Origin of the sequence: Corynebacterium sp. HMSC074C11, assembly GCF_001809455.1 — a bacterium.
GTDB lineage: Bacteria > Actinomycetota > Actinomycetes > Mycobacteriales > Mycobacteriaceae > Corynebacterium > Corynebacterium amycolatum.
Genome location: NZ_KV797727.1, coordinates 174794 through 190459, shown reverse-complemented (window position 1 = coordinate 190459; position 15666 = coordinate 174794). Strand labels below are relative to the sequence as shown.

General features: G+C 58.1%; 15 protein-coding genes, 1 tRNA gene and 1 pseudogene. 8 read left to right on the top strand and 9 right to left on the bottom strand.

Going from position 1 to position 15666, the window contains the following annotated elements; translation table 11 throughout:
* The first annotated feature begins 225 nt into the window (after window positions 1-225).
* From HMPREF2614_RS03670 to gcvT, 3 genes are all read left to right on the top strand, one after another.
* On the top strand, window positions 226-603 hold the full coding sequence (locus HMPREF2614_RS03670; RefSeq protein WP_016423298.1) for a DUF485 domain-containing protein: 378 nt from the start codon (window positions 226-228) through the stop codon (window positions 601-603).
* Between the two features lie 2 nt (window positions 604-605).
* Window positions 606-2258: a solute symporter family protein gene (locus HMPREF2614_RS03665; RefSeq protein WP_016423297.1), complete on the top strand. Its 1653-nt coding sequence runs from the start codon at window positions 606-608 to the stop codon at window positions 2256-2258.
* A 279-nt stretch (window positions 2259-2537) separates the two neighbouring features.
* Complete coding sequence (gene gcvT / locus HMPREF2614_RS03660) at window positions 2538-3710, top strand: glycine cleavage system aminomethyltransferase GcvT (protein WP_016423296.1); 1173 nt, start codon at window positions 2538-2540, stop codon at window positions 3708-3710.
* 187 nt (window positions 3711-3897) lie between these two features.
* On the opposite strand, the gene HMPREF2614_RS03655 is transcribed toward gcvT, so the two are convergent.
* On the bottom strand, window positions 3898-4533 hold the full coding sequence (locus HMPREF2614_RS03655) for a hypothetical protein (protein ID WP_070560163.1): 636 nt from the start codon (window positions 4531-4533) through the stop codon (window positions 3898-3900).
* A 282-nt stretch (window positions 4534-4815) separates the two neighbouring features.
* Here HMPREF2614_RS03655 and HMPREF2614_RS03650 point away from each other — a divergent pair, with 282 nt between their 5' ends.
* Window positions 4816-5385, top strand: coding sequence for an RDD family protein (locus HMPREF2614_RS03650; protein WP_070851979.1), 570 nt, complete (start codon window positions 4816-4818; stop codon window positions 5383-5385).
* 24 nt (window positions 5386-5409) lie between these two features.
* Here the strand turns inward: HMPREF2614_RS03650 and HMPREF2614_RS03645 are convergent.
* Window positions 5410-5933: pseudogene (locus HMPREF2614_RS03645) on the bottom strand (SIP domain-containing protein).
* A gap of 200 nt (window positions 5934-6133) precedes the next feature.
* Window positions 6134-6206: transfer RNA gene (locus HMPREF2614_RS03640), tRNA-Arg, on the bottom strand.
* Between the two features lie 275 nt (window positions 6207-6481).
* On the opposite strand from HMPREF2614_RS03640, the gene HMPREF2614_RS03635 reads away from it, so the two are divergent.
* Together HMPREF2614_RS03635 and cobF are read left to right on the top strand one after the other, a co-directional pair.
* Window positions 6482-6763: a cg0963 family protein gene (locus HMPREF2614_RS03635; protein ID WP_016423292.1), complete on the top strand. Its 282-nt coding sequence runs from the start codon at window positions 6482-6484 to the stop codon at window positions 6761-6763.
* The gene (cobF, locus tag HMPREF2614_RS03630; RefSeq protein WP_070560159.1) at window positions 6714-7562 is read left to right on the top strand and encodes a precorrin-6A synthase (deacetylating); all 849 of its coding nucleotides are present in this window, start codon (window positions 6714-6716) and stop codon (window positions 7560-7562) included. Before HMPREF2614_RS03635 ends, cobF begins: the two co-directional genes overlap by 50 nt.
* A 30-nt stretch (window positions 7563-7592) precedes the next feature.
* On the opposite strand, the gene HMPREF2614_RS03625 is transcribed toward cobF, so the two are convergent.
* The 3 genes from HMPREF2614_RS03625 to HMPREF2614_RS03615 form a co-directional block, all read right to left on the bottom strand.
* Window positions 7593-7994 (bottom strand): hypothetical protein, encoded by a 402-nt coding sequence (locus HMPREF2614_RS03625; protein ID WP_038626372.1) that lies wholly within the window; start codon window positions 7992-7994, stop codon window positions 7593-7595.
* 117 nt (window positions 7995-8111) lie between these two features.
* Window positions 8112-9899, bottom strand: coding sequence for an acetyl/propionyl/methylcrotonyl-CoA carboxylase subunit alpha (locus HMPREF2614_RS03620; protein WP_070560157.1), 1788 nt, complete (start codon window positions 9897-9899; stop codon window positions 8112-8114).
* Window positions 9900-10319: 420 nt separating this feature from the next.
* A complete protein-coding gene (locus HMPREF2614_RS03615) occupies window positions 10320-11204 on the bottom strand; it encodes a sulfurtransferase (RefSeq protein ID WP_070560154.1) in 885 nt (294 codons plus the stop codon).
* A 365-nt stretch (window positions 11205-11569) separates the two neighbouring features.
* Here HMPREF2614_RS03615 and HMPREF2614_RS03610 point away from each other — a divergent pair, with 365 nt between their 5' ends.
* Complete coding sequence (locus tag HMPREF2614_RS03610) at window positions 11570-12628, top strand: Cj0069 family protein (RefSeq protein WP_049171326.1); 1059 nt, start codon at window positions 11570-11572, stop codon at window positions 12626-12628.
* Between the two features lie 65 nt (window positions 12629-12693).
* Here the strand turns inward: HMPREF2614_RS03610 and HMPREF2614_RS03605 are convergent, their stop codons facing one another.
* A complete protein-coding gene (locus HMPREF2614_RS03605; protein ID WP_070560152.1) occupies window positions 12694-13296 on the bottom strand; it encodes a Maf family protein in 603 nt (200 codons plus the stop codon).
* A gap of 105 nt (window positions 13297-13401) precedes the next feature.
* Between HMPREF2614_RS03605 and HMPREF2614_RS11180 the strand changes: the two genes are divergently transcribed.
* Window positions 13402-13539, top strand: a complete 138-nt coding sequence (locus HMPREF2614_RS11180; RefSeq protein ID WP_210384467.1) for a hypothetical protein — start codon at window positions 13402-13404, stop codon at window positions 13537-13539.
* Window positions 13540-13681: 142 nt separating this feature from the next.
* Here the strand turns inward: HMPREF2614_RS11180 and HMPREF2614_RS03600 are convergent, their stop codons facing one another.
* Window positions 13682-13942 (bottom strand): acyl-CoA carboxylase epsilon subunit, encoded by a 261-nt coding sequence (locus HMPREF2614_RS03600; protein WP_038626359.1) that lies wholly within the window; start codon window positions 13940-13942, stop codon window positions 13682-13684.
* Window positions 13939-15567 (bottom strand): acyl-CoA carboxylase subunit beta, encoded by a 1629-nt coding sequence (locus HMPREF2614_RS03595; RefSeq protein ID WP_038626357.1) that lies wholly within the window; start codon window positions 15565-15567, stop codon window positions 13939-13941. Before HMPREF2614_RS03595 ends, HMPREF2614_RS03600 begins: the two co-directional genes overlap by 4 nt.
* Window positions 15568-15666: the final 99 nt, after the last annotated feature.

The window sequence follows — 15666 nt, the reverse complement described above, 5'->3', positions numbered from 1 at the left end:
TGGGGGTAGTAAAAACGGCGCCTAAGTATGCAGGTAATGGCGTTTTTGGGGGTGCCTTAAGGCTCGCTGAGAAGTAGTTAGCCGCATTTAACTTCTTTGCTAACTGTGTTCCAGGTAACTTTGTTTCCACACATAATGAAAAATGTGGTGCATGGCACACCCTCGGGGTGGCTGTGCTGGACCTCATTACGAACACCTGCATAACTTCCTGGAAAGGATTAGCCCGTGTCCGCAACTCCCTTGCCGGCAGACCGGCATAAGCCACAGGCGGCCGAGTACCGCTACGTGCAAAACTCAGCGCAGTTCCAAGAGCTCCGCTCTACATTCCGTTCTTTCGCCATCCCGATGACCGTCGCAGGTCTGGTGTGGTACATCGCATTCGTTCTGTTTGCGACGTTCGCGCCAGACCTCATGGCGACTCCCGTACTGGGCAATATCAACCTGGGCATCGTCCTTGGTCTGCTCCAGTTCGTGACCACCTTCGCCATCACCTGGGTGTACATCAACTTCGCCAACAAGAAGCTTGAGCCGATGCAGGCAGAGCTGCGCGAGGCACTGGAAAGCGGAGAAATCGCTGAAATCGTCGCAAAGAAGGAGGCATAGACATGCTGACCAGTTTCTTTGCTGCAGATGACACTGCAGCAGCAGGTAACCCGATTCTCAACATCGCGGTCTTCGTCGCCTTCATTGTTGCGACCATGTTCATCGTTACTCGAGTGGGCAAGGGCGGAAACAAGGGAGCATCGGACTTCTACACCGGTGGTGCACAGTTCTCCGGTACCCAAAACGGTCTTGCCATTGCAGGTGACTACCTCTCGGCGGCTTCCTTCCTCGGTATCGTCGGCGCCATCGCGCTGACTGGTTACGATGGATTCCTTTACTCCATCGGCTTCTTCGTAGCCTGGCTGGTCGCGCTGCTGTTGGTTGCAGAGCCGCTGCGTAACGTCGGTAAGTTCACCATGGCCGACGTGCTGTCCTTCCGTCTTAAGCAGCGCCCGGTACGTACTGCGGCTGCTATCTCGACCCTCGCGGTGACCCTGTTCTACCTCATCGCGCAGATGGCCGGTGCAGGTTCCCTGGTCGCCGTGCTGCTCAACATTCACGACTCCACTCAGCAGTCCATCGTTGTCGCGGTCGTCGGCATCATCATGGTTGCTTACGTTCTCATCGGTGGTATGAAGGGCACGACTTACGTGCAGATGATTAAGGCCGTCCTGCTGGTCGGTGCTGTCATCATCATGACCCTGATCATCCTGGTTGGCGTTAAGGGTAACTTCTCCCAGCTCCTGCAGGACGCAGTGGACATGCACGCGAGCTCGGATCACATCGCCGAGAAGGGCTACGAAGCCTCCGCCATTCTTGAGCCGGGTCTGAAGTACGGCGGCTCCTTCGTTCAGCAGCTGGACTTCGTCTCTCTGGGCCTGGCACTGGTCCTCGGTGTTGCTGGTCTGCCGCACGTGCTCATGCGCTTCTACACGGTGCCGACTGCAAAGGAAGCTCGTAAGTCCGTGACCTGGGCAATCATCCTCATCGGTGGTTTCTACCTGTTGACCCTGGTACTCGGTTACGGCGCCGCCGCACTTGTTGGTCCGGACCGAATCAACGCCGCCCCGGGCGGAGCCAACGCTGCAGCTCCGCTGCTGGCCTTCGAAATCGGTGGCTCCATCTTCATGGCAGTGATTTCCGCAGTGGCGTTCGCTACCGTGCTGGCCGTGGTCGCTGGTCTGGCAATTACCGCTTCCGCGTCTGTCGGCCAGGACCTCTACCAGGCCGTGATCCGCAAGGGACAGGCCACGGAAGCCGAGCAGGTTCGTGTCTCCCGCATTACCGTAATCGTGCTGGGCGTTGTCGCCATTATCCTCGGCATCCTGGCCATGGGGCAGAACGTCGCCTTCTTGGTGTCGCTGGCCTTCGCAGTGGCAGCATCCGCAAACGTACCAACCATCCTGATGTCCCTGTTCTGGAAGCGCTTCAACACCGCAGGCGCAGTTGCCTCCATGTACACCGGTGTCATCGCCTCGCTGGTTCTGATTATCTTCTCCCCGGCAGTTTCCGGCAGCGAGTCCTCGATGATTCCGTCGGTTGACTTCTCCTGGTTCCCGCTGACCTCGCCGGGCCTGCTCGCAATCCCGCTGGCGTTCCTGGCTGGCATCATCGCCACCTACATGGGCAAGCCGGATAACTTCGATGACCTGGCAGCTGAGATGGAAGTTCGCTCCCTGACCGGTGTTGGCACCGAGGCTGCGGTTGATCACTAATAACCACTGAGTCCTTGGCTGGCAACGCTGCCCGAACAGCTCAGCTAATCGCAATTAACTGAATAGACAAATGCAAGGGCTCCGTTATCGTCACTGGTAGCGGGGCCTTTGTGGTGGCCGCGGGGTCGTCGTCAAGCGTGTGCGAATCAGTGCATGATAGTTAATGGATGGGCCTGTTGCCCTGGCTCCGCAGGGGCTCGCGGAAGCGAGCACGGAGTCTTAGATATAAGGTGGGAAGGTAACAATCTGGTTTGCCCCACCGCAATAATTGGAGTGTGTATGACTGACAATTCTGGCGCTTCTGAGAACAACAATTCTTTCCGTAGCGCCCTGCATGATGAGCACGTAAGCCTTGGCGCAGAAATGCGCAATGTTGGTGGCTACGAAGTGCCGTTCCGCTACTCTTCGGAAATTGCAGAGCACAACGCAGTGCGTGAGGCCGTTGGTGTTTTCGACCTGTCGCTGATGGGTATCATCCGCGTCACTGGTGAGGATGCGGCGGCGTTCCTTGCACACTCCCTGATTTCGGCAATCAAGCCGCTGGCGTTGGGTCGTGCCAAGTACACCATGATTGTGCAGGAAGACGGCGGCATTATTGATGACCTCATCATTTACCGCCTCGGTAGTCACGAATTCATGCTGGTGCAGAATGCCGCAGCCGCTGAAGATGTGTACTCGACGCTGCGCGAGCGCGTTGGTGGCTACAACGTCGAGGTTGAGCGCATGAATGACAAGAATGTGCTCCTGGCCATTCAAGGGCCGAAGGCTGCGAAGCTTCTGCGCCGTCTGTTGCCACAGGATCTGCACGCGACTCTCGATGGCATGAACTACTACTCTTGCACTCTGCTCGAGGTCGCAGGTGTGGAAATGATTGTCGCCCGAACCGGCTACACCGGTGAGGACGGCTTCGAGATCTTCCCGCCGGCTGACCGCGCCGTCGAGGTCTGGCGTGCAATCATTGCAGCAGGTGGCAAGGTGGAAAACCCGGAGGATCCGGCTGACAACGGCGCTGACCTCGGCCTGCTGCCGTGTGGTCTGGCCTGCCGCGACACCCTGCGTCTTGAGGCCGGTATGCCGCTCTATGGATACGAGCTGACTCGAGACCGCACTCCGCTGGAGGCCGGCCTGAAGTCCATCATGGGGCCGACCAAGGGGCAGTTTATTGGTCGCAACGCACTGATTAATCGTCCGCAGTCGAAGGAGCTACTGGTTGGTCTGCGTTTCTCCGGTGATGAAGCTCCGAAGCGTGGCACCAAGCTCATTGATGCGGAAGGTAACGAGGTTGGCGTGCTGACTTCCGCCAAGGTGTCGCCGACTTTGGGTCACCCCATCGGTTTTGCATACGTTCAGCGTTGGCAGTCCTCCACTGGCACGGAGCTGACCGTTGAAGGCGCCGACATTACCGCCACCGTCGTTCCGACGCCGTTCTACAATCGCCGTCACCGCAAGTAGGGGAGCCCGGGTGCTCCGCCGCATTGTGGCGGGCTCAGATCTGTTCAGGCTCGTCTCTTCGTATCTGTTGGGTAAATAAAAAAATCCGCTGCAGAATTTTTGCAGCGGATTTTGGTGTTTTAGGGCGAGCTAGCGCACCTCACCTAACTAAGTCCCGAGCCGACGAACCTCGCCGTCCGAGACGAACCTAGCGGAACAGGCCGGTGAGCCCTTGATTATCTTCGCTTGGCTGCTCGTCTTGCTCCGATTCCGATTCCGTCGGCTCGCCGGAGGTAGTCGGAGTCGTTGAAGTATCGGGCGGCGTGGAAGAATCAGAGGTCGTCGAGCTCTCCGTCTCACTAGTCTCCGTTGTGCTCTCGCTCGGAGTCGTCGGCTCAGGTTCCTGAGGCTGTGGCTCAGAGGTCGTCGAAGTAGTGGAGATCCACATTTGCTGCGATGTCGGGTTCGCGGGGGTTTGCTGCAGCACCGTCCACACCTCCTGCTCGCCGACTTGTGCGCATTCAAGATTCTGGCCGTTGGCGCTCATTCGTATTTCGCCGGTCTGGTTCGGGCACAGCTGCCCGATGCGCGGCGTACCGCCTTCTCGAACCTTTGGTCCCGTCGTCGTCGGCGAGCTTGTCGACGACGCCGTGGTAAGCGAGCTTGACGACGAGGTTTGCGTAGCGGCAACCTCCTCGCCTTCGTTGTTGGCGCAGCTGGTGGCCGCGGCTGCGAAGGTGAGGAAGCAGCAGGCCAGCGCCAGGTGCCGGCGGTGATTGCGCCGGCTAGTAGTGAGTTGAGGGTGCTGTACGGCTGACAGCTGAGTTCGCGTATTCACATCCATCTCACTTTCTGGGCTTCTCGGGCCTGCGTTGCGTGGTTTAATTCTCGGCTTTCTGGGGCGGCGTCTCCTGAAAAACCACTGGGGGCGCCAGCTGTAGGTTTACTTGCCGAGTTACTGGCATGGAAGGAGCTGGCATCCAATAGATAGGTTGATTCAACCGGCAACTATACAGTCGACTTTTCGATTTGCATACTAGATGCTTCTAACCGTGGCAGATTGGGTGCGGCCAGAATCGAGAATTCGTCTGCGAAGCTATAAGTGATTTTTGATAGCATGTGCCCGATGAAACAGCGCATCTCGAATCGATTCTCCGTAAAGAGTAATGCGGATCTGTTCGCTCGGCGCAGTGGTGCGTGGATGCTGGATTCGTTCCTTGTAGGAATCTTTGTTGCCATCATTGTGGCACTTGGCAAACTTGCGTGGGAAGCAGCCACGGCGAGCTGGGCGCTGCCGAGCCCGCCAGAGTTCAGAATTTTGTATGGTGCCATTTTCCCAGTTGTCTTTTTCATTGTGCGCGTGGTTGCAGAGGCACGCGGTGAACAGACGTTTGGGAAAAGCTCATTTTTGCTACACGTTGAGCCAGCGTGGAAAGTAGACTCTGGGGCGACTCCGTTCGAAGCCGCTCAGCCAGAGGGAACATCGGAGCTCGAGTCAGGAGACGATTCTTGGCGCGGAGGTTGGCAGGCGGCGATACGTAATTGCTACCTATTGTTGATGATTTTCTTGCTTACGGATTTGGAGCCAATCGTTAGACTGTTTTTTGGTGTCCTGATGATTTGGGTTGCTGTTTGCCGCTGGCACCCATTCGACTGGTTGGCAGGAAAACGCGTCGTTGTTGAAAAAAGGGCGTAGCGAGCGCTAGCGTTCGAGCAAGCGTCAGGCCCTGGCTTGTTCCTCTTCGGCCTCAACCTCAGCGTTGAATTCTCGTTTAGAGGACTGCCACTGGTCTTCAGTCATGCCGATACGCCAATAGCCAGAGATTGAAACGTCCTTCTTCGGGACCTCAGATTCAACGAAGAGGAAGCGACGCAGTTCCTTAATCATCTCGGCGACACCGTGGATGAACCAGCTAGTTTTCTTACCCTCTGGAATACCCGCCTCGCGCACCGTGCGGGATAGCTCTGTGCCGTGGGTTGCGCCGTTGCGGAGAACCCAATGGATTTTCACGCCTTTTCGGCGCGAATTTGCGCAATATCGAACGGCCAGGAGTAATCAGCTTCCTTTGGCACAAACAGTAACTTGATGTAATGGTCGGTAAACTCCAGCTCCTTGCCCACAAATGCAGGCGAGTTCATGCTCAAACGAACAAGGTCTGGAGAGATCTGGCGACGTCCAATAACTGTTGCCTCGTGTGCCTTACGGGGCTTACGCTTCGGTGCTGCTTTAGCTAGGTCAGCCATAGTTGTCACTGTCCTTCAACAAGTTTTTGGGCTGTTATGTACTGCCGGAAGTCTACACGCCATACGATTAGGTAAGCCTAACACAAGTGTTGCTGGAAACTGTTGGGTGATGCGTTCTCAGGAGAGGGGGCGTAGTGGCCGGGCGTCAGAAAAACAAAGACCCCTCGCGCCCTATAAGTAAAAGGTCACGAGGGTATTTGTGCCCCAGAGAGGAATCGAACCTCCGACACCGGCTTTAGGAGAGCCGTGCTCTATCCACTGAGCTACTAGGGCAGTCATCTTCCGGGGAAGTAGCGACAAAATCCTATCAACAGCTCCCGGAAAAATTACCTCATAACCTTAACGCATCTGCGAGCTCTAGTGGCAATTGGGTCCTCGGCCAGACGCGCAAACATGCAGGAAGTTTGCCATTACCCCCAAGTGTTTTTGCGCCCGGCGGTGCCGTCGAAAATCCGGCTAACATGGTTTATAACGAGCGACTTTCTTGCGCTTGCGGTCGCAACAGCGCTACTTATTTTCCGGTCGCTGTTTTGGAGGAGGATGACAAAATGATTAAGCCAACTTTCACGGATGTCAACGGTGTCAAGATTAAGTGCTCCATGACCACGGACTCAGACAAGCCGCACCTTCTGGTTTCGCGCATGGAAGATGATGGCTCTTTGACTCCGATTCTGGAGATGAACGTGTACGACTCCAAGTACATGGCCAACGCTTGCGAGATCTACCTGAAGCAGGCCGCTTCGGCTAACCTTCAGGGTTCGATGGCTGGCCTGTCTCCGGATGAGATGGCTGAACAGTTCGGTTACGAGGGAGATCCGACCAATCACTAGTCGAAACGACGCCGCCCGCACTCAGGCTGAGAGCCCTGTATACAGCGGGTATGTCGATGTAGACGTCATCGGAATCGGCGCCGGTAGTCCGAGCCACATTACGCTCGAGGCTATCGGCGCTCTTGCCGATGTTGACGTAGTTTTTGCTCTCGACAAGGGCGATGCCAAAGCGGACTTGTTGGCCGCGCGACAGGCAATCGTCGATAAGCATGCGCCGCACGTCGAACTCGTCGCCGTTCCCGACCCGCCACGTGACCGCACGCCCGACAACTATGGCGCAGTCGTCCGTGACTGGCACCAACGCCGCGCAGAGCTGCTTGCCGACGCCTTCGTCGCTCACCTCGGACGAGAGGGCAAGCGCCGCGGTGCGTTCTTGGTCTGGGGGGACCCCTCCTTGTACGACTCAACGTTGCGGATTTTGCAGCGCGTCCGCGACCTTGGGGTGGACGTGCGCTCGCGAGTTATCCCCAGTGTGACAGCGATTTCCGCGCTGACCGCAGCGCATGGAGAGTGCCTGAACCAGATTGGTAAGCCGGTGTTGATTACCACTGGTCGGCGCCTGGGGGAGCGCGCGCCTGGTACGGATGCGGTGGTAATGCTCGATGGTGGGGCAGCCTGGCTCGAGCACGCGGACCCGGAGGAAGAGATTCTCTGGGGTGCATTCCTGGGAACGGAGCTGGAGACGCTCCGCCGTGGTCGTGTTGGCGATGTCGGCGAAGAGATTGCGGAGCTGAAAAAGGAGCTACGTGCGGAGCACGGTTGGATTATGGATATCTACCTGCTGCGCTCCGGCGCCTAGGACTGAGCAGTCGCAGCCGCGCTAGTTCGGCTAGCTGACTTTCTTACCCAAGAAGCCCTCTGCCCATCGGTGGAGGGCTTTTTCGGCGGCTTCGACGCCGTCGGCGACGGTTACCTTGGTGAGGACCTGATCGTCGTTAGGCAACACGCGTGTGGGGTCGCCTGCAGGGCGAACGGTGATGCTGACATGGTCGGCGTCGATGACCTCGACCGTCGCTAATGCGAGCATCTCGACGTTCGTCTGCTCGGCAACTGCAAAGCGGTAGGCGGTGTCGTTTTCCCACTCGGTGGTGGAGTTGCGAAGGAACTCGGCGACGGAGTCAGGGGCTAATTCTGTAAGTAATTGGGTTGCGACCGGGGCGTCATCGACGCGGGAATCGTGGCGCAGGGGGCGGCAGTAGAAGCGGCCGGCATTTACTTCCATGGGTTCCATACCGTCCACTCTAGACGTCCTGAACAGTGTTTAAGGGCGTCGGGGGAGGGGCTGAAAAGAATCGAGCGGGGCTGGCTGCGAATCCCATCGCAACCAGCCCCGCTTAGAGCTTTAGAACTACTTCAGTTCCATCAGGACATCGCCCTTGCCGACACCCGAGCCAGCCTCGGTAGCCAGACCAGTGACAACGCCGTCCTTGTGAGCCTTGACTGGGTTTTCCATCTTCATGGCCTCAAGGACAACCACGGTGTCACCCTCGGAGACTTCCTGGCCCTCTTCGACGTTGACCTTAATGACGGTGCCCTGCATCGGAGCAACCACAGCGTCACCGGAAGCAGCCTTCTTGGAACCGCCAGCGCGCTTCTTCTTGCTCTTCTTCTTGGCACCAGCGTTGCCGCCACCCAGGGCCAGGTCGCCTGGCAGGGCTACCTCGACGCGGCGGCCGTCAATCTCGACAACAACCTTCTGAGCCGGGACGGTGTCGGTGTCAGCGTCAGAGTCACCGTCGTACGGAGCGATTGGGTTGTCCCATTCCTCTTCAATCCACTTGGTGTAGACGTCGAACTTCTCGCCGTCGCCGACGAAGGCTGGGTTTTCAACAATGTGGCGGTGGAACGGAATGACCGTTGCCAGACCCTCAACCTGGTACTCGGACAGGGCGCGAGCGGAGCGGCGCAGAGCCTCTTCACGGTTCTCGCCCCAGACGATCAGCTTGGCCAGCATGGAGTCGAACTGGCCGCCGATGACATCGCCCTGCTTGATGCCGGTGTCCATGCGGACACCCGGGCCGGACGGTTCGATGTACTTGGTGATGGTGCCCGGAGCCGGCATGAAGTTGCTGCCGGCGTCCTCGCCATTGATGCGGAACTCGAAAGCGTGACCGTGCATCTCCGGGTCTTCCTTGATGGACAGTTCCTTGCCTTCGGCAATGCGGAACTGCTCACGGACCAGATCGAGGCCGGTAATTTCCTCGGTGACCGGGTGCTCCACCTGCAGGCGGGTGTTGACCTCGAGGAAGTTGATCAGGCCGTCAGCGCCGACCAGGTACTCAACGGTGCCAGCACCGTAGTAGCCAGCCTCGCGGCAGATGTCCTTAGCGGACTGGCGCAGGCGCTCATCCTGCTCCGGGGTCAGGAACGGAGCAGGTGCTTCCTCGACGAGCTTCTGGAAACGACGCTGTAGAGAGCAGTCACGGGTGGAGGCGACAACGACGTTGCCGTGCTTATCAGCGAGAACCTGGCACTCGACGTGGCGTGCCTTGTCCAGGTAGCGCTCTACGAAGCACTCACCGCGACCGAAGGCGGCAACGGCCTCGCGAGTAGCGGACTCGTAGAGGTCAGCGACCTCTTCCATCTCGTGTGCGACCTTCATGCCGCGGCCACCGCCACCGAAAGCAGCCTTAATGGCGATTGGCAGACCGTGCTCCTTAGCGAACGCGACGACCTCGTCTGCATCCTTAACCGGTTCCTTGGTGCCTGGAGCCATCGGAGCGTCAGCCTTCAGCGCAATGTGGCGAGCGGTGACCTTGTCGCCCAGGGCGCGGATGGACTCTGGCGACGGGCCGATCCAGATCAGGCCAGCGTTCTCAACGGCCTCTGCGAAGTCGCCGTTCTCCGACAGGAAGCCGTAGCCCGGGTGGATGGCATTAGCGCCGGACTTCTTTGCGGCATCCAGAATCTTATCGAAGACTAGGTAAGACTCAGCGGAAGTGGTGCCACCGAGAGCAAAAGCCTCATCCGCCATAGTCACGAATGGAGCGTCCGCATCCGGCTCAGCGTAAACGGCGACGGAAGGAATGCCTGCGTCTTTCGCAGCGCGAATAACGCGAACGGCAATCTCGCCACGGTTGGCGACGAGAACCTTCGTGATTTTTTCAGTGGTCTGCTCGGACACGAAATCCTCCATTTTTCGTGGGCACCCCGAGAATTGGCCCTCGGGGCAAGGTTGCGACAGTCATTTGTAGGAATCACAAGCAGCACTGCAATTAACTGAGCGGTGAACCGCAATGCGGTTAACCACGCGGTAGCTAACAGCGTGTGACCCAATGCCTCCATTGTGTCACAGGTGCGGTAAGCAACCTCTTTTTGCTCGCTACATAAGGGGGTAGGGATTGTGACCTTGAGCAGCGTTCAAGTGGGTGTGGGGGCAGCTGAAGTGGCTATTTTCCGCCCAAAAATCTAAGTTTGCGGCTAAAATTACCACCTAAGAGTGCAACTGCCGCCCCCTTGATTGGGGGCGGCAGGGGGAATTAATTCTCCGCTGTAGTGCCAGTCGCTGACGCCGGGAAAACGGTGGGGAGAAGTGCCCACCGGTTGCGTCAATCGTCTACAGGCTTCCCGGCTCCGAACCGTGGGCGATGGGCATGCCAATCATGTTTCCCCACTCAACCCACGAGCCGTCGTAGTTGCGAACATTCTCGTGGCCGAGCAGGTGGTGCAGTACAAACCAGGTGTGCGCGGAGCGCTCGCCGATGCGGCAGTAGACAATCGCCTCATCTTCGAATTGGACGTGCGCGTAAATCTGCTCAAGCTCTTCGCGGTCGAGGAAACGCGAGTTCGGGTGAACGGACTGATTCCATGGAATGTTTACCGCGGTTGGAATGTGGCCACCTCGCAGGACGCCTTCCTGTGGGTAATCGACCATATGGGTTCGCGCACCGGCATATTCCTCCGGAGTGCGTACGTCGATAATCGGAGCCTTTTCAATGAGCTCACGTGTATCGCTGAAGTAGGCGCGCAGTGTCCTGTCGTCGCGCTCGACGACAGGGTAGTCAGTGCGTGGGTAGTTAGGGACCTCGAAGCTGGTGTCTCGTTCTTCAGTCATCCAGGCGTCGCGGCCACCGTTGAGAAGGCGCACGTCGGGATGTCCAAAAAGCTCGAAGACCCAGAGTGTGTAGGCGGCCCACCAGTTGGACTTGTCACCGTAGATTACGACGGTGTCGTCGCGCGAGATACCCTTCTCGCGCATGAGCTCGGCAAAGCCTTCGGCGTCGATATAGTCGCGGCGCACGGGGTCGTTGAGGTCGTGATGCCAGTCAATGCGAACCGCGCCCGGAATGTGTCCAATGTCGTAGAGCAGTGAGTCCTCGTCGGATTCAACAACGCGCAGACCGGGAGAGCCCAGTCGGGCAGCAAGCCAGGAGCTAGAGACGAGGCGCTCAGGGTGGGCGTACTGCTGGAACTGGGGGTGCGGGTCGTGCGGAACAGCCATCGGATACTCCCTTGGCGCAAGTTGGGTGGGTGGGACTTTCTGACGTTTATCGTCAATTGCATATCTAGTTTACGGGTCGCGTGGCGAACGGCGGAATAGTCCCCGGTGTGAGCGCTTTCCAACGGCAACAATTGCGTCCGCGGCCACCCCCTGGGATACGCCTCACAGTTGGGGGTAAAAGGAGTGTTTTCAGCGCGCTTGGAGTCCAGGTAGTGCCCTAAAATTTAGCTGAGAGTTAGCGCAAAAACTGTGTTGATTCGTATCACTGGAAAATGGGCTGAAATGGGCTATCTGCCTGGGTATTCGCTGCGTTACGGAGACAATTGAGTGCCGGAAGTCCATGTCTTTTCTTAAAAGGAGTGCCTGTGCACAAGAACATTGTTGTATTCGAGATCGAGGGCGGCTCGGACAAGTACTTCGACGGACACCGCAAGGACACCATGCCAATCGTCAACGCTATCCGCGAAGCCGGTTGGTCCGCTGAGGTCGTCTACTACCGACCAGAGTGGAAGGACGACCTGTACGACTACGTCTCTCAGAACTTCGACGGCTACATCTCCCGCGTTAACCCGGGCAACATCCCGGGTGGTGAGAGGGGCTACTTCGAGCTTCTGACCAGCCTCTCGGTCGCTGGTTTGGTCGGTATGTCCACCCCGGGCGAGATGATGGCTTACGGCGCAAAGGACGCACTGGTCAAGCTCAAGGATACTGACCTGGTTCCGTCTGACACCGCTGCTTACTACGACGTCGAGGCATTCCACAGCACTTTCCCGACCTCCCTGTCCTACGGCGAGCGCGTCCTCAAGCAGAACCGTGGCTCCACCGGGTCCGGCATCTGGCGTGTGCGCATCGCTGACGAAGAGGTTGCTAAGAACGTTGAGCCGGGCACCCCGCTGCCGCTGGACACCAAGCTGAAGTGCACCGAGGCCGTGGACAACCACACCGAGACTCGCGAGCTTGGCGAGTTCATGGATTTCTGTGACCAGTACATCATCGGCGATAACGGCATGCTCGTGGACATGCGCTTCATGCCGCGCATCACCGAAGGCGAAATTCGCATTCTGCTGGTCGGTCCGCACCCGGTCTTCGTGGTTCACAAGAAGCCGGCCGAGGGCGGCGACGCTTTCTCCGCAACCTTGTTCTCTGGCGCGAAGTACACCTACAACAAGCCGGAAGAATGGCAGGACCTCATCGATATGTTTGCTGAGGCTCGCCCCGTCATTGCTGAGAACCTCGGTGGTGACAATATCCCGTTGATCTGGACAGCTGATTTCATGCTGGCAGACGGCGAGGACGGCGAGGACACTTACGTTCTCGGCGAGATCAACTGTTCCTGTGTTGGCTTCACCTCCGAGCTGGATATGGGTATCCAGGAGCTCGTTGCTCAGGAGGCCATCAAGCGCGTTGAGGCTGCTAACAAGTAGTCTCCACAGCTAAGAAAGCCGCACCAATTTGGTGCGGTTTTTGCTTTACGACGTCCTTGCGATGCCTACCTATTCCAGAACTGGGAGACCGAATAGCCGTAGCGATACAGAGCTCGGCGCACGACAGGTAGCGACAGTCCGATCACACTGGATGAGTCGCCATTGATGCCATCGACAAACCAGCCGCCTAGAGCCTCCAATGTAAACGCGCCAGCGCACTTCAGTGGCTCGCCCGTCGCAGCGTAGGCGTGGATGTCCTCTTCTGGGACTTCAGCGAAATCGAGGGAAGTAATCGCCACCTCAAGGTGCTCGCCCTTTGGTGTCACGACACAGTGACCAGTAATCAGCTCAGCCGTCCGGCCGCTCTGTTGGTGCCAGCGCTCAATGGTCTTTTCTTCCGTGTGGGGCTTGCCCTGCAACTTTCCGTCGAGAAGCAGCATTGAATCCCCGCCAATGACAATGTCATTGGGGTAGGCCGGAGAGACAGCGTGTGCCTTGGCCTGTGCGAGTTCCTCGACGATGCGTACCGGCGATGCGTCCGGAAGGGCTGTAATCACGGCATCCTCGTCGACGTTGGGCGCTACTGTGATGGGCTCGATGCCTGCAGAGCGCAGAATGTGCAGTCGCGAAGGGGAAGTGGAAGCCAAGACGATTCGGGGGCTGCTCATAGTTAGTGATTTTAGTGAGGGCGGAATCGTAAAGCCTAATTTTTGTGACAAACATGCGTGGCTGGTGGGGCGCTATCAGAATCGTGGGGATCCATTGCTGGAGCTGTGGTGGGGGCTGCCATCGGTCTGGCGTTTGTGTATTTCCTGTTCAAGGTGGTGTGGCCAGCAGCTCGTAACCGCGATCAGCGTCGTCTGGACCGGGAGCTCGATGATGAGTTTGATGGCGAGTCGCTGGGTGAGTAGCGCCAGTAACAGGCAGTAGCCAAGACCAAGGCAGTAACAAAAACCAAAGCGCCACCGTCGGAAAACCCGATGATGGCGCTTCGTGCTAGCGAATCGACGCAGTTAGCGTGCGGTAACGACTACGCGGTAAACGGTAGCTGTACTAGTAGAAATGGACGTTGCGGAACGTACCCGGTACGTGCTGGTGCGGCTGGTGGAACCCCTCTTCCAGCCGGCCCCAGTCGTTACGCGGGCCGCGGTCCTCTGGGGCACCGCCAGCTGCTGCCATACCCGCGAACAAAAGCGCGAGCGTGGCAGTTTCAGCGTCAGACGGGTTGCCCTTGAGGACGGACATGAACGGTGCAGCCGGGACCGCAGCGGTGTCCTTGTCTTCGGTTGCTGGGGTGTTTTTGGAATCGGTCACAGCGGAATGTTCCCATGCTTCTTGGCGGGTACGTTAACAACCTTGCGATTCAACAGACGCAGACCCTCAATGATCTGGCCGCGGGTCTCGCTCGGCGGGATAACGGCGTCGATGAAGCCACGCTCAGCAGCCATGTACGGGTTGACCAGGGTGGCCTCGTACTCTGCCTCGTACTCCTTCTGCAGTGCGACGACGTCCTTGCCTTCGGCCGCAGCAGCCTTGAGCTCCTTGCGGTAGATGAAGCCGACAGCGCCGGAAGCACCCATGACCGCAATCTGAGCGGTCGGCCATGCCAGGTTGATGTCAGCGCCCATGTCCTTGGAGCCCATCACACAGTAAGCTCCGCCGTAAGCCTTACGGGTGATGACGGTAATCTTCGGAACGGTGGCCTCAGCGTACGCGTACAGTAGCTTGGCGCCACGGCGGATGATGCCGTCGAACTCTTGGTTGGTGCCCGGCAGGAAGCCTGGAACGTCAACCAGCATGATGATCGGAATGTTGAAGGCATCACAGGTGCGGACGAAGCGAGCCGCCTTCTCGGATGCCTTGATGTCGAGGCAGCCAGCGAACTGAATCGGCTGGTTGGCAACGAAACCTACCGAGCGGCCCTCCACGCGACCGAAGCCGATGACCACGTTCTGTGCGTAGTCCTCCTGAATCTCCAGGAAGTCCTCGTCGTCGACCAGGCGGGTGATGACGTCCTTGATGTCGTACGGCTGGTTCGGGGAGTCCGGAATCAGCGTGTCGAGCTCGAGGTCAGTCTCAGTGATGTTGTCAGCGATGGAGCCCTCGAATGGCTCAGCCTCCATGCGAGGAGCCTCAGCGCGGTTGTTGGACGGCAGGTAGCTGACCAATTCCTGAACGAATGTCAGAGCGTCTTCGTCATCAGCAGCGGTGTAGTGCGAAGTACCGGAGGTGCTCATGTGAGTGCCAGCGCCACCCAGCTCGTCCTGTGTGACCTCTTCGCCAGTGACGGTCTTAATAACGTCCGGGCCGGTGATGAACATCTTGGAAGTGCCATCGACCATGACAATGAAGTCGGTCAGAGCCGGGGAGTAGACGTGGCCACCAGCGCAGGCACCCATGATCAGGGAAATCTGTGGGATAACGCCAGAAGCCTGGGTGTTCCGGAAGAAGATCTGGGAGTAGAGGCCGAGGGAAACAACGCCCTCCTGGATGCGGGCGCCAGCGCCTTCGTTGATGCCGATAATTGGGACACCGGTCTTGATGGCCAGATCCATGATTTTGACAATCTTTTCACCGTAGACCTCACCGAGTGCGCCACCGAAGATGGCGCCGTCCTGCGAGAAGACACAGACCTGGCGGCCATCGATGGTGCCGTAACCAGTTACAACACCGTCGGTGACAGGGCGCTTGGCGTCGAGGCCGAAGTTCTTGGAGCGGTGACGCGCGAGTGCGTCCACCTCCACGAATGAGCCCTCGTCCAAGAGAAACTCGATGCGCTCACGAGCGGTCATCTTGCCCTTGTCGTGGACGCGGTCAATACCGGCCTGGCCCATTGGGGCCTGGGTCTCTGCGAGACGGGCTCGCAGATCGGCCAGTTTTCCAGCAGTAGTGGTCAAATCCGGGGTTTCACCGGTTGATGTATTTGCGGCAGTCGTCATGCCAACTAGTTTACGTTTCGAAAACGGGGGGAGGTAGTTGGGGGCAATCGCTGTTAACAAAAGTAGGGGTAATGACTAGCTCGTTGTTCAGCAAAAAGC